Genomic DNA, 12,431 nt, shown 5'->3' with positions numbered 1-12,431 from the left:
ATCCGCGATATCGCGGTTAGGCGATTGACCTCTCAGCGCAGGTCGTACACGCGCTTGTACTTGCCTTCGCTGCGGGGCAGCGTGCCGGGCTCCTCGACCTTGACGTCGACGCTCGTGCCGATGTGCATCTTGATGCGCTGGTGGAGCACCGCGGCAGCGGCATCGCACTCCTCGGCGCTCAACGACGGATGCCGCTCGATGCGCACGGTCATGGTGTCGAGCTGCGCGACGTGGTGCAGCTCGAGCACGAAGTGCGGCGTCAGCGTCTCGATGCCCATCACGAGCTCCTCGATCTGCGTGGGGAACAGGTTCACGCCGCGCAGGATGATCATGTCGTCGTTGCGCCCGGTGATCTTCTCGATGCGCCGCAGCGCGGGGTAGGTCGTGCCGGGAAGGAGTCGCGTGAGGTCGCGTGTGCGGTAGCGGATGACGGGGAACGCCTCCTTGGTGAGCGAGGTGAACACCAGCTCACCGAGCTCGCCGTCCACGAGCCGCCCACTGGTGTCGCCGTCGATGATCTCGGGCAGGAAGTGGTCCTCCCAGATGTGCGGCCCGTCCTTCGTGAGCACGCTCTCGCTCGCGACACCCGGCCCCATGACTTCGCTGAGTCCGTAGATGTCGACCGCGTCGATGTTCAGCCGACGTTCGATCTCGCGCCGCATCTCGTTCGTCCAGGGTTCGGCGCCGAGCACCGCCACCCGCAGCGAGGTCGTCGTCGGGTCGATCCCTGCCGCCTCCATCGCGTCCGCGATCGTGAGCAGGTAGCTGGGGGTGCACAGGATGGCATCCGGCTCGAAATCGGTGATCAGCTGCACCTGCCGGGCCGTCTGGCCGCCGGACACGGGGATCACCGTGGCACCCAGGCGCTCGATACCCGCGTGCGCGCCGAGTCCGCCGGTGAAGAGTCCATAGCCGTACGCGTTGTGCACCTTCATCCCGGCGCGGATGCCGGCCGCGTGCAGCGACCTCGCGATCAGGTCGCTCCACCTGTCGAGGTCGCCCTCCGTGTACCCCACCACGGTCGGACGCCCGGTCGTCCCGGATGACGCGTGGACGCGGCGGACGTCGGCCATCGGCACCGCGAACATCCCGAACGGGTAGCTCTCGCGCAGGTCGGCCTTCGTGGTGAACGGAAGCTTCTGCACGTCGTCGAGGGTGCGGATGTCGTCGGGGCGCACGCCATGCTCGTCGAACTTGCGGCGATAGGTCGGCACGTTCTCATAGGCGTGGTGCACCGTCCACTGCAGACGCTCCAGCTGGAGTCGAGCGAGTGCGTCCGGCGAGTGCAGTTCCCTCTCGGTCCCGATCTCCGTGCGTTCCTGGTTCATCGTCGACTCCTTCGTCGCGGTCATGAGCATGGGTCGGGTCGCCCCTCCTGCGAGCGGTTCGTCGTGAGCGAGCGGCCGCGCACCTCGGCGACGACGTCACCGGACTCGTCGGTGACCGACACGTCGTACAGCCCGTTCCGGCCGCTGACGACCCGACGCACGGCGCGTGCCGTCAGCCGCTGGCCCGCGGTCGTGGACTTGAGGAACGTGATGTCGGCGCCGCCGGCGACGGTGACGCGCTCGTCCTCATTGCAGGCGATCGCGAAAGCGGTGTCGGCGAGTGTGAAGACCAGCCCACCGTGCGTGATCGCGAAGCCGTTCAGCATGTCGTCGCGCACCGTCATTGAGACCACCGCCTCTCCTGGCTCGTCGAGCTCGACGACCATGCCGAGCATCGCCGAGGCGGCGTCGCGCTGCATCATCGGCCTCATGCGGCCACACCCTCCGGTGTCTGCTGCTTGTTCACCAGCGTGAGCACGTCGTAGGTCGCCACGAGCTCGTCGCTCTGGTTGCGGATCACTGCGTCCCAGCGCACCTCGCCGTACTCGTCGGTCTCGCGCGGGGTGATCTGCTTGGCCGTGAGCTCGACGCGGATCGTGTCGCCGGGGGAGACGGGGGTGATGAACCGCAGGTTCTCCAGGCCGTAGTTCGCGAGCACCGGCCCCGGCTCGGGGTCGACGAAGAGGCCGGCCGCCCACGACACGAGCAGGTAGCCGTGCGCCACGCGTCCGGGGAAGAACGGGTTCGCGGCGGCGGCAGCCTCATCCATGTGCGCATAGAACGTGTCACCTGTGAAGTGCGCGAACGTCTCGATGTCTGCCAGCGTCACCTCGCGCGATGCCGAGACGATCTGGTCGCCGATCCGCAGCTCCGCGAGCGACTTGCGGAACGGATGCCGCCCGTCGCTGTGCGCGGCGGCCCCCGCGTGCCATACCCCTGTCAGTGCTGTGAGCATCTCGGGAGAGCCCTGCACCGCGGTGCGCTGCATGTGGTGGAGCACCGCTCGGATACCGCCGAGCTCCTCGCCGCCGCCGGCCCGGCCGGGGCCGCCGTGCACGAGGTTGGGGAGCGGGGAGCCGTGACCGGTCGACGATCGCGCGTCGTCGCGGTCGAGCAGCAGCATGCGGCCGTTGAAGGGCGCGATGCGTGCGGCCAGGTCCACTGCCTGCGCCGGGTCGTGCGTCGCGATGCTGGTGACGAGCGAGCCGCCGCCCCGAGCGACGAGCGCTGCGGCGTCGGCGGTGGTGTCGTACGTGAGAAGCGATGACACCGGACCGAAGGCCTCGATCGAATGCGCCGCGTCGGTCTGCGAGTCGTCGAAGCGCAGCAGCAGCGGCGAGACGAACGCCCCGTCGGGAGAGAGGCCCGTGCTGCCGTCGGTGAGCCGTACCTCGGGAGCATCCGTCGATCCCACGACGATCTGTCCCCCCGCCGACTGCAGCCTGCCCACCTGCCGCAGCACCTCGTCGCGCTGCGCGGTCGAGGCGAGAGGGCCCATGGTGACGCCCTCGGCGCGCGGGTCGCCCAGCACTGTCCTGTCGGCGATGCGCGCCTGCACGGCGGCGATCACGGCATCCGCCGATCCGGTCGGAACGATCGCGCGGCGGATGGCCGTGCACTTCTGGCCGGCCTTGGTGGTCATCTCGGTGACGAGCTGGCGCACGTACGCGTCGAACTCGGGCGTGCCCTCGATGGCGTCCGTGCCGAGCACCGAGGCGTTGATCGAGTCGGTCTCGGCCGTGAAGCGCACCCCGCCGGTCTGCACCGCCGGGTGGGCCTTGAGACTCTCCGCGGTCGACGCGCTGCCCGTGAAGCCGACGATGTCGCCGAGTCGCAGGTTCTCGAACAGGTCGGGCACACTGCCGCTCACCAGCTGCAGAGATCCGTCCGGCAGCAACCCGGATTCGACGAGGATGCGCACCATGGCCTCGGCGAGATAGCCCGTGGGGGTCGCGGGCTTCACGAGGGTCGGCATGCCCGCGAGGAACGCCGGCGCGAACTTCTCGAGCGATCCCCACACCGGGAAGTTGAACGCGTTGATCTGCACGGCCACGCCGGGCAGCGTCGTGTAGACGTGGCGACCGAGGAACGAGCCGTCCTTCGAGAGCGGTTCGACCGGGCCGTCGACGTGCACGCGACTGTTGGGCAGCTCGCGCCGCCCCTTGCCGGAGTAGGAGAACAGCACCCCGATCCCGCCGTCGATGTCGACCCACGAATCGTTCTTCGTCGCGCCGGTGCGGGCGGACAGCGCATACAGCTCGTCTTTGCGCTCGGTGAGGGCGAGAGCGAACTGCTTGAGCAGCACCGCTCGTTGGTGGAACGTCAGCGCGCCGAGGCTCCGCTGTCCGACCGCGCGCGCGTGCTCCAGGGCCCCCGAAAGATCCAAGCCCTCGGTGGAGACGAGCGTGACGACGTCGCCGGTAGACGCGTCGCGGACCTCGGCGGAGCGTTCGGGCGACGACGGCGTCCACCACTCGCCCTGGACATAGCTCGGCAGATACTCGGTCATCTCTCCTCGTTCCATGTGTAGAACCCTTCGCCGCTCTTGCGGCCGAGCTTTCCTTCGGCGACCATTCGTCGCAGCAGCTCCGGCGGGGCGAACCGCTCGCCCAGTGCGCGCTCCAGCTCCTCGGCGATGCCGAGCCGCACGTCCAGACCGACCACGTCGGTGGTGCGCAAGGGGCCCATCGGGTGTCGGTATCCGAGTGTCATGGCCGCATCGATGCCGGCCGCCGACGCGACGCCCTCCTCGAGCATCCGGATGGCCTCGAGGCCGAGCATCACACCCAGTCGCGAAGACGCGAAGCCGGGGGAATCGCTGACCACGATCGGTGTCTTGCCGAGCGCGGACACCCAGCCGCCGGCGCGGTCGGTCACCGCGGGGGCAGTCGCCGTCCCGTGAACGATCTCGACCAACGCGGAGGCGGGAACCGGGTTGAAGAAGTGCAGGCCGAGGAAGAGCTCCGGGCGCAGGCGGTTCGCGGCCAGGTCATCGATCGAGATCGACGACGTGTTGCTCGCCAGCGTCGCATGTGCGGGCATCGCCGCTTCGGCGCGGGCGAGGGCCTGCTCCTTGAGTTCGCGATCCTCGGGCACCGCCTCGATCACGAGATCGATGTCGGCGAACGACGCGATGTCGCTTCCTGTGGTGAGACGGCCGACGATGTCGGCCTCCTGAAGGGAGAGGTCGCGGTCGACGGATCTGCGGATGCTGTCGCTGACGCGTGCCAGGGCTGCATCCGCGCTCGCCGCGTCGCGCTCGACCACGGTGACGTGCGAGCCGGCGAGCAGGAACGCGTGCGCGATTCCGGCTCCCATGCGCCCTCCGCCGAGAACCCCGACCCTGCGCGGTGCCTCCGCTGGCTCGCTCATCGGTTCTTCCTCTCGAGGAATGCGGTCATGCGGCGGTGCTTCTCGGGCGACTCGAACAGCTCGGCCTGCAGCTCGAGCTCGATCGCCGGATGCTGCGCGCGTGGCGCGCGCAGTGCGCGTTTCGTGTACTGCGTCGCGAGCGGGTCGTTCGCCGTGATGCGGTCGGCGATCGCATGCGCCGCCGAAAGCAGCTCGTCGGAGGGATGCAGCGACGAGACGAGTCCCCACCGCAGCGCCTCTTCGGCGTCGAGGGCGCGCCCGGTGAGAAGCAGTTCGCTCGCCCGTGCGTCGCCGACGATCTCGGGCAGGCGCCATGTCGCACCTGCTGCGGCGATGATCCCGAGTCCGGTCTCGGGATTCCCGATGCGCGATGACGGCGTGGCGATGCGGATATCGGCCGCGTAGGCGAGTTCGGCGCCGCCTCCGAGCGCATAGCCGTCGATCGCCGCGATCACCGGCATCGGCAGTTCGCGCACGCGGATGAAGGCCATCGCGTTGATGCCGCGCCTGGCGTCGTCCGCAGTGCGGTCGCGCAGCTGGGCGATGTCGGCGCCCGCCGCGAAGATCCCGTCGGAGCCGGTGACGATGAGTGTCCGCGGCGACGCCTCGAGCGCGGCGCACAACTCGTGCAGGGCGTCGATGGTCTCCTGGTCGATCGCATTGCGCTTCTCGGGGCGGTCGAGCGTGGCGACGACCCGGTCGTCGCGCTCCTCGATGTGCAGGGTCACGTCAGACGCTCCACGATCATGGCCGTGCCCTGCCCGACGCCGACGCACATCGTGGCGAGTCCGTATCGAGCCCCTTCGCGTTCGAGTCGGCCCAGCAGGGTGACGATGAGCCGTGATCCGCTCGAGCCGAGCGGGTGACCCAGCGCGATGGCTCCGCCGTCCGCGTTGACGATCGCGGGGTCCAGCCCCAGGCGGCGGATGCAGGCGAGAGACTGCGAGGCGAAGGCCTCGTTCAGCTCGACGGCTCCGAGGTCGCCGATCTGCAGGCCCGCCTTCGCGAGCACCTTCTGCGTCGCCGGCACCGGGCCGAGGCCCATGATCTCGGGAGCGAGCGCGGCGCTCGCCGACGCGATGATCCGCGCGCGAGGCCGCAGTCCATGCCGATCGACGGCCTCGGCGCTCGCCACGACGATCGCCGAGGAGCCGTCGTTCAGAGAACTCGAGTTGCCGGCTGTCACGACCTCGCCGCCGGCGACCACAGCGCGCAGCGTCGCGAGCGCGTCGAGAGTGGTGTCCCGCCGTGGCCCCTCGTCGGTGTCGACGAGTCCGCGGCTCGTCTCCACTCCGACGATCTCGGGGGCGAAGCGCCCCGCGTCGATCGCGGCGATCGCTCGCTGATGGCTCCGAAGAGCGAAGGCGTCGGCATCTGCGCGGCTGATCCCGTCGACCCTGGCCACCTCTTCGGCTGTCTCGGGCATCGAGAAGGTCGCCTTGTCTCGAGCGCTCAGTCGCGGGTTCGTGAACCGCCAGCCGATCGACGTGTCGAAGGCGGCGCCGGGTTTCGCCCACGCGCGCTCCGGCTTCGCCTGCACCCAGGGTGCCCTGGTCATGGATTCGACGCCGCCGGCGACGATGAGATCGGCATCTCCCGCGCGCACGGCGTTCGCGGCGAGTGCGATCGCCGACATTCCGGAGGCACAGAGGCGGTTGACGGTCAGGCCGGGGATCGAATCGGGGAGCCCCGCGAGCAGCACGGCCATGCGTGCCACGTTGCGATTGTCCTCACCGGCCTGGTTGGCGGCACCGAGGATGACCTCGTCGATCGCCTCGGCGGGTACGCCCGCCCGACGGACGGTCTCACCCACCACGAGGGCGGCGAGGTCGTCGGGGCGGACGGACGCGAGCGCGCCTCCGTACCGGCCGACGGGGGTGCGGACGCCATCCACGAGATAGGCCTCGGACATCGTCATCCTCTCGATCACCAACGCTGGCGATAATTTCAGACCGATCGGTCAGGAATACGATCTCAGATCGCAGAGCGAATGGCAACTCACCGGGAATGACAGACTTGGCCCATGGTGCAGCCCCGATCCGACGCGCCGGCCCCCAGACGAGGCCGGCCAGGTTATGACCGCGAGCAGGTGCTCGCGGTCGCCGTCAAGGTGTTCAACGAGCAGGGCTACGACGCGACCAGTGTCGCGGACCTCAGCGCGACGCTGGGGCTCACCAAGTCCGCGCTCTACCACCACTTCGAATCGAAGTCCGCGATCCTCGAACTCGCACTGAACGACGCCCTCGACGCGCTCGAGGCCGTCGTCGACGACGCGACAGCCCGGCATCCGCTCGCCTCCGACCGTCTGCGATCGATCATCCGCGGCGCGGTGCGCGTGCTCACCGAGAAGCTCCCGTCGGTGACGCTGCTGCTGCGGGTGCGTGGCAACGGAGAGGTCGAGACTGCGGCGCTCGTGCGTCGTCGCGCGTTCGACCAGCGCGTGACCGCGATCGTCACCGAGGCGCAGACCGAGGGGCTGATCCGCGACGACGTGGATGCCGCCGTCGCGACGAGGCTCATCTTCGGCATGATCAACTCGGTCGTCGAGTGGTACCGGCCCGGTGGACCGGTCGACCCCGACGAACTGGGCGAGGACATCCTCCGCGTGAGCCTGGACGGGCTGCAGTCGCGCTGAGTCCTGATCCGTGGCGTTCAGTCGTCGGCGGGCGCGACGCGCGGCGGCCAGGACGTCGCGCCGAGCTCCCGCGAGATGTTGCGCGCCGTCTCGCGCAGCGCGTTGAGCACGGCGTCGGATGCCGGTGTCTGCGACGTCGGCATCACGACGGCGACCGCCGCGACGATGTCGTTCGACGCGTCGGCGACGGGGGCGGCGATCGAGGACTCGCCGAGCACGGCCTCGTCGGTCTCCGAGGCGCTGCCACGTTCGGCGATGGCGGGCAGTTCGAGTGTGAGCCGTGCGACGTCGGTGATCGTGTCGCCCGTGAGGCTGGGCAGCGGGCGCTCGAAGACGGTGCGCTGGAAGCCGAGATCGTGTGCGAGCAGCACCTTGCCCATCGCCGAGGCGTGTGCGGGGATCGCGACGCCGGTCTCGAGCATCTGCTGACTGTCGTCGGGACGCAGATCATGATGGATGACGAGGACTTCGTGGAAGTGCGGGGCGCCGAGACGCACCGGCAGGTTCGTGCGACGCGCGAGCTCCTGCGTCCACCGCATTGCCCGGGCCCGTACGTCGAGCGTGTCGAGGTACACATTGCTGAGCCGAAGCAGCGTCGGACCGAGCATGTAGCGCTGCCCACCGCGCTCCTTCGCGACCAGCCCGTGCTCGCGCAGGGATTTGACGATCCCGTGCACGGTCGACGGGGGAAGGCCGAGCGCGAGCGAGAGATCGGTGATGCCGAGATGGCGTGCGCCCTGCAGCAGTTCGAGCACTTTCGCGGCGCGATCGATGGCCTGGATCACGATGGCCTCCTCCTCCGGTTCGTCGTCGAGCCGGGCAGTCGCGTCGGTCGTCTGAGTGGACCTTGACAACTCGACTGCGCCCGAGCATATTCGACATTGACGAATAACTTTCCAATATTGCGAAAGTTCGCCACCGCAGAGATCAAGGGAGATCGAACGATGAAGAAGCTCATCAACAACCCCGCCGATGTGCTGGCCGAATCGCTGCGGGGCGTCGCCCTCGCGCATCCGGAACTGTCGGTGGACTTCGATAATCACGTCATCACGCGCGCGACGCCGAAGGCGGAGGGAAAGGTCGCCGTGGTCTCGGGCGGAGGATCCGGGCACGAGCCGCTGCACGGCGGATACGTGGGCGTCGGGATGCTGGACGCCGCCGTCGCGGGCGAGGTCTTCACCTCTCCGACGCCTGACCGCGTGCAGGCCGCCACCAAGGCCGTCGACCGCGGCGCGGGCGTGCTGCACATCGTCAAGAACTACACGGGTGACGTGTTGAACTTCGAGATGGCCGCCGAGCTCGCCTCGATGGAGGGCATCGACGTCGGCACCGTCATCGTCGACGACGATGTCGCGGTGCAGGATTCGCTCTACACCGCCGGACGCCGAGGCGTCGGGCTCACGGTCCTGCTCGAGAAGCTCGTCGGCGCGGGCGCGGAGGAGGGGCAGGACCTCGCATCCGTCGTGGCACTCGCGAGGCGGATCAACGCCCAGGGCCGCTCGATGGGCATGGCGCTCACGAGCTGCACAGTCCCCGCCGCCGGCAAGCCCACGTTCGATCTCCCGGAAGATCAGATGGAGATCGGCATAGGCATCCACGGCGAGCCGGGGCGCCACCGTGAACCGCTGGCGCCGGCATCCGAGATCGCCCGTCAGCTCGTGGAGCCGATCCTCGCTGACCTCGACATGTCGGGGCCGGCGATCGTCATGCTGAACGGCATGGGTGGATCGCCCCTGATCGAGCTGTACCTGATGTACGGCGAGGTGGCCGCGCTGCTCGAGAACGCCGGAGTGCAGATCGCCCGCAACCTGGTCGGCGACTACATCACGTCGCTCGACATGGCCGGCTGCTCGCTCACGGTGCTGAAGGCCGACGATGAGCTGCTGCGGTTGTGGGATGCTCCGGTCAACACTCCCGGCTTGCGGTGGGGAGCATGATGGCGAGCATCGACACCGCAGCACTCGTCGACTGGATCCACCGTTTCCGTGACGCCGTCACCGAGAAGCGGGACTGGCTTACCGAGCTCGACTCGGCGATCGGCGACGCCGATCACGGGGCGAACATGGCCCGAGGGATGGACGCGGTCGTGGCGAAGCTCGATGCGGGAGCGCCGGCCACCGTCGACGAACTGCTGAAGACCGTCGGGATGACCCTGGTGAGCTCGGTCGGCGGCGCGAGCGGTCCGCTGTACGGGACTCTGTTCCTGCGCATGGGGATGGCAGCCGGGCCGGTCACGGAGCTGGATGCCACCGCGCTCGCGGCATCGTTGCGAGCAGGACTCGACGGCATCGTCGCTCGCGGCAAGGCCGAAGCAGGCGACAAGACCATGTTCGACGCGATGGCGCCGGCGGTCGACGCGCTCGACGCGGCCATCGCCGGGGGTGCTGATCTCGGCGCGGCGACGCAGTCGGCCGCTCAGGCGGCGGCCGGCGGCCGCGACGCGACTCTGCCTCTCGTCGCCCGCAAGGGGCGCGCGAGCTATCTGGGAGAGCGCAGCGCGGGTCACCTCGACCCCGGGTCCGCATCGACGACGCTGCTGTTCGAGACGCTCGCGCAGGCGACCGCGGAATCGTCCTGATGATCGGCATCGTCGCCGTCTCCCACAGCGCTCGGCTCGGAGAGGCGGCGCTGGAGCTCGCCCTGCAGATGGTTCAGGGTGGGGGAGCCCGGGTGCGGGTGGCCGCCGGTGCAGGATCGGATGCCGAGGGCACGCCGATCCTCGGAACGGATGCGGTCGCGGTGGCCGCGGCGATCGACGAACTCGCGACCGACTGCGATGGGGTGCTCGTGCTGATGGACCTGGGGTCGGCCGTGCTGAGCGCGGAGCTGGCTCTCGAGCTCCGTGTGAGCGAGGTGCCCGTCCGTCTCGCGCCCGCCCCCTTCGTGGAGGGGCTGCTGGCTGCGGTCGTGTCGGCGGCGGCGGGCGGATCGCTCGAGGTCGTCACCCAGGAAGCATCGGCAGCCCTCGGCGCGAAGACCGGGCAGCTCGGAGAGGCGAGCGTCGACATATCAGCCGAGGACGGCCCGCAGAATCGCCCGGATGCCGTCGTGCGAGTGGTGGCGGTGAAGAACCCGCTGGGCATCCATGCGCGTCCGGCGGCGCTCATCGCCGAGGCGTCCGGCGGAACGGACGTGCGACTCCGGTTGCTGCCGGACGGGCCCGGTGCGTCAGCGGCAAGTCTGTCGCGGATGCTCATGCTCGGGGCGCGACAGGGCGATGAGGTCGAGCTGTCGGCGGCGGGGCCGCACGCCGAGAGTGCCGTGGAGCGCGTGGCCACGCTCTTCGACGATGGATTCGGCGAGGGGACGGACACGGAGCCGGCGACGGCGATGATCCCTGCACCGCGACCGGACACGCGACGGAAGGCGTCGACGGCGAGCGTGCCGCCGGTGCCATCCGGCTCGGTCCTGCGGGGGCGGGGAGTGAGTGCGGGAGTGGGGGCCGCGCCTGCGGTGCTTCTTGCAGCACCGCTTCAGGAGCCGGACGCCCACGACATCGTCCCGGAGGCGAGGCGGCAGAATGCGGTGTCGGCGATCGAGCGGGCCACCGTGGCCGTGGCCGATCACCTGCGGGCTCGGAGTTCTGCGGCGGACGGTGAGGCGCGAGACATTCTCGATGCCTCGCGCCTGCTCGCGTCCGACCCCGAGCTCCTCTCGGAGGCCTCTGCGCTGGTGCGCGTCGAGGGGCGCACGGCCGCACGTGCGGTCTGGGAGGCTGCCGTCGCGCATGAGCAGGGCCTGGTGGCTCTCGGCGGGCGGATGGCCGAGCGGGCGGCCGACATCCGCGATGTGCGTGATCGCATCATCGCCGAGATCCTCGAGGTCGACCTGCCCGGCATCCCGGAACACGACCGCCCCTTCGTCCTCGTCGCATCCGATCTGTCCCCCGCCGACACCGCGGCACTGGGCGGCAGTCGTTGCGTCGCGCTCGTCACGGAGCAGGGCGGACCCACATCGCACACCGCGATCATCGCTCGCTCGCTCGGCATCCCTGCGGTGGTCGGCGTTCCCGGTGCGACCGGTATCCCTGCGGGGGTCGACGTGCTCGTCGACGGCTCGCGGGGCACCGTGGAGATCGATCCGGGTGATTCCCGCGTCGCCGCAGCGAGGTCAGCGAGCAACGACATCCCGTTCGCGGGCGCGGGCGTGCTGGCCGACGGCCGACGCATCGCCCTGCTCGCCAACGTCGGCGGTGCCTCCGACGCTGCCGCGTCGGCTGCGGCGGGAGCAGAGGGCGTCGGACTCTTCCGCACCGAGTTCTGCTTCCTCGATCGGGTCGAGGCGCCGTCGATCGACGAGCAGGTCGAGGCGTACCGCGGTGTGCTCGCAGCGTTCCCGGGGCGTCGGGTGGTCGTGCGCACGCTGGATGCGGGCAGCGACAAGCCGCTGCCGTTCGCGAACGACGACTCTGAGCAGAACCCGGCCCTGGGAGTGCGAGGTCTGCGCATCGCCCGTCGCTCACCCGAGCTGCTCGACGATCAGCTGCGCGCCCTCTCGATCGCCGCCGAGGCCGAATCGGCGGTCGTCGAGGTGATGGCGCCGATGGTCGCGACGGTCGACGAGGCACTCGATTTCGCGGAGCGAGCGCGGGCTGCGGGGCTCGCAACGGTGGGGGTCATGATCGAGACCCCGTCGGCGGCTCTGCTGGCATCCGAGATGCTCGAGGTCGTCGACTTCGTCAGCATCGGCACCAACGACCTGGCCCAGTACGCGCTCGCGGCGGATCGGATGCTGGGGGAGCTCGGCGACCTGAACGACCCGTGGCAGCCCGCGGTGCTGCGTCTGATCGGTGCCGCGGGGGCAGCCGGTCGCACGTGGGACCTCCCGGTCGGCGTGTGCGGAGAGGCCGCCGCCGATCCGACTCTCGCGCCCGTGCTGATCGGCCTCGGCGTCACCTCGCTCTCGATGTCGCCTCGCGCTCTGGGCCGGGTCGCCGCCGCGCTCGGCGGCGTCAGCGAGGCGCAGTGCCTCGCAGCCGCCGAAGCCGTGCTCCGCTCGGCGACCGCGGCGGAGGCGCGTGCGGTGGCGTCCGAGATCCTCGGCCTGTGAACGCGGAAGGGGCCGGTCGCAGGACCGGCCCCTTCGGCGTTCGTCCG

Annotated in this window: 11 protein-coding genes; 4 read left to right on the top strand and 7 right to left on the bottom strand. The window is 69.9% G+C overall.

Annotation, left to right across the window (positions count from 1 at the left end; all coding sequences use genetic code 11):
• Positions 1–32: 32 nt before the first annotated feature.
• Genes paaK through IXW21_RS15645 form a run of 6 tightly spaced genes read right to left on the bottom strand, consistent with a single transcriptional unit; the run spans position 33 to position 6,612 of the window.
• Positions 33–1,328 carry a phenylacetate--CoA ligase PaaK gene (paaK, locus tag IXW21_RS15670; RefSeq protein WP_194765178.1) on the bottom strand — a complete coding sequence of 432 codons (1,296 nt, stop codon included), beginning with the start codon at positions 1,326–1,328 and terminating at the stop codon, positions 33–35.
• Positions 1,329–1,348: 20 nt separating this feature from the next.
• Complete coding sequence (gene paaI / locus IXW21_RS15665; RefSeq protein WP_228528642.1) at positions 1,349–1,759, bottom strand: hydroxyphenylacetyl-CoA thioesterase PaaI; 411 nt, start codon at positions 1,757–1,759, stop codon at positions 1,349–1,351.
• Complete coding sequence (gene paaZ / locus IXW21_RS15660) at positions 1,756–3,837, bottom strand: phenylacetic acid degradation bifunctional protein PaaZ (RefSeq protein ID WP_194765177.1); 2,082 nt, start codon at positions 3,835–3,837, stop codon at positions 1,756–1,758. Before paaZ ends, paaI begins: the two co-directional genes overlap by 4 nt.
• Positions 3,834–4,700 (bottom strand): 3-hydroxyacyl-CoA dehydrogenase family protein, encoded by an 867-nt coding sequence (locus tag IXW21_RS15655; RefSeq protein WP_194765176.1) that lies wholly within the window; start codon positions 4,698–4,700, stop codon positions 3,834–3,836. Before IXW21_RS15655 ends, paaZ begins: the two co-directional genes overlap by 4 nt.
• Positions 4,697–5,428, bottom strand: a complete 732-nt coding sequence (locus tag IXW21_RS15650) for an enoyl-CoA hydratase/isomerase family protein (protein ID WP_194765175.1) — start codon at positions 5,426–5,428, stop codon at positions 4,697–4,699. Before IXW21_RS15650 ends, IXW21_RS15655 begins: the two co-directional genes overlap by 4 nt.
• Positions 5,425–6,612 (bottom strand): thiolase family protein, encoded by a 1,188-nt coding sequence (locus tag IXW21_RS15645; RefSeq protein ID WP_194765174.1) that lies wholly within the window; start codon positions 6,610–6,612, stop codon positions 5,425–5,427. Before IXW21_RS15645 ends, IXW21_RS15650 begins: the two co-directional genes overlap by 4 nt.
• 111 nt (positions 6,613–6,723) lie before the next feature.
• Between IXW21_RS15645 and IXW21_RS15640 the strand changes: the two genes are divergently transcribed.
• Positions 6,724–7,335 (top strand): TetR/AcrR family transcriptional regulator, encoded by a 612-nt coding sequence (locus tag IXW21_RS15640; protein WP_194765173.1) that lies wholly within the window; start codon positions 6,724–6,726, stop codon positions 7,333–7,335.
• 17 nt (positions 7,336–7,352) lie between these two features.
• On the opposite strand, the gene IXW21_RS15635 is transcribed toward IXW21_RS15640, so the two are convergent.
• Positions 7,353–8,189, bottom strand: a complete 837-nt coding sequence (locus tag IXW21_RS15635; protein ID WP_228528641.1) for an IclR family transcriptional regulator — start codon at positions 8,187–8,189, stop codon at positions 7,353–7,355.
• A 90-nt stretch (positions 8,190–8,279) separates the two neighbouring features.
• On the opposite strand from IXW21_RS15635, the gene dhaK reads away from it, so the two are divergent.
• From dhaK to ptsP, 3 genes are read left to right on the top strand one after another with little or no spacing between them, the layout of a single operon-like run.
• Positions 8,280–9,272 carry a dihydroxyacetone kinase subunit DhaK gene (gene dhaK / locus IXW21_RS15630; RefSeq protein WP_194765172.1) on the top strand — a complete coding sequence of 331 codons (993 nt, stop codon included), beginning with the start codon at positions 8,280–8,282 and terminating at the stop codon, positions 9,270–9,272.
• Positions 9,272–9,913 (top strand): dihydroxyacetone kinase subunit DhaL, encoded by a 642-nt coding sequence (dhaL, locus tag IXW21_RS15625; RefSeq protein WP_228528648.1) that lies wholly within the window; start codon positions 9,272–9,274, stop codon positions 9,911–9,913. The genes dhaK and dhaL overlap by 1 nt, the downstream gene beginning before the upstream one ends.
• Positions 9,913–12,384, top strand: coding sequence for a phosphoenolpyruvate--protein phosphotransferase (gene ptsP / locus IXW21_RS15620; protein WP_194765170.1), 2,472 nt, complete (start codon positions 9,913–9,915; stop codon positions 12,382–12,384). Before dhaL ends, ptsP begins: the two co-directional genes overlap by 1 nt.
• Positions 12,385–12,431: the final 47 nt, after the last annotated feature.

This window comes from Microbacterium sp. UFMG61, assembly GCF_015354505.1.
Lineage (GTDB): Bacteria > Actinomycetota > Actinomycetes > Actinomycetales > Microbacteriaceae > Microbacterium.
This window is presented reverse-complemented; position numbering and strand designations above follow the sequence as displayed.

Bases quoted from the DNA above. Each gene is read 5' to 3' on its own strand.
- IXW21_RS15655 (WP_194765176.1), bottom strand. From the start codon at position 4,700: ATGAGCGAGCCAGCGGAGGCACCGCGCAGGGTCGGGGTTCTCGGCGGA.
- IXW21_RS15640 (WP_194765173.1), top strand. From the start codon at position 6,724: ATGGTGCAGCCCCGATCCGACGCGCCGGCCCCCAGACGAGGCCGGCCA.
- dhaK (WP_194765172.1), top strand. From the start codon at position 8,280: ATGAAGAAGCTCATCAACAACCCCGCCGATGTGCTGGCCGAATCGCTG.
- ptsP (WP_194765170.1), top strand. From the start codon at position 9,913: ATGATCGGCATCGTCGCCGTCTCCCACAGCGCTCGGCTCGGAGAGGCG.
- paaK (WP_194765178.1), bottom strand. From the start codon at position 1,328: ATGAACCAGGAACGCACGGAGATCGGGACCGAGAGGGAACTGCACTCG.
- paaI (WP_228528642.1), bottom strand. From the start codon at position 1,759: ATGAGGCCGATGATGCAGCGCGACGCCGCCTCGGCGATGCTCGGCATG.
- paaZ (WP_194765177.1), bottom strand. From the start codon at position 3,837: ATGACCGAGTATCTGCCGAGCTATGTCCAGGGCGAGTGGTGGACGCCG.
- IXW21_RS15645 (WP_194765174.1), bottom strand. From the start codon at position 6,612: ATGTCCGAGGCCTATCTCGTGGATGGCGTCCGCACCCCCGTCGGCCGG.
- dhaL (WP_228528648.1), top strand. From the start codon at position 9,272: ATGGCGAGCATCGACACCGCAGCACTCGTCGACTGGATCCACCGTTTC.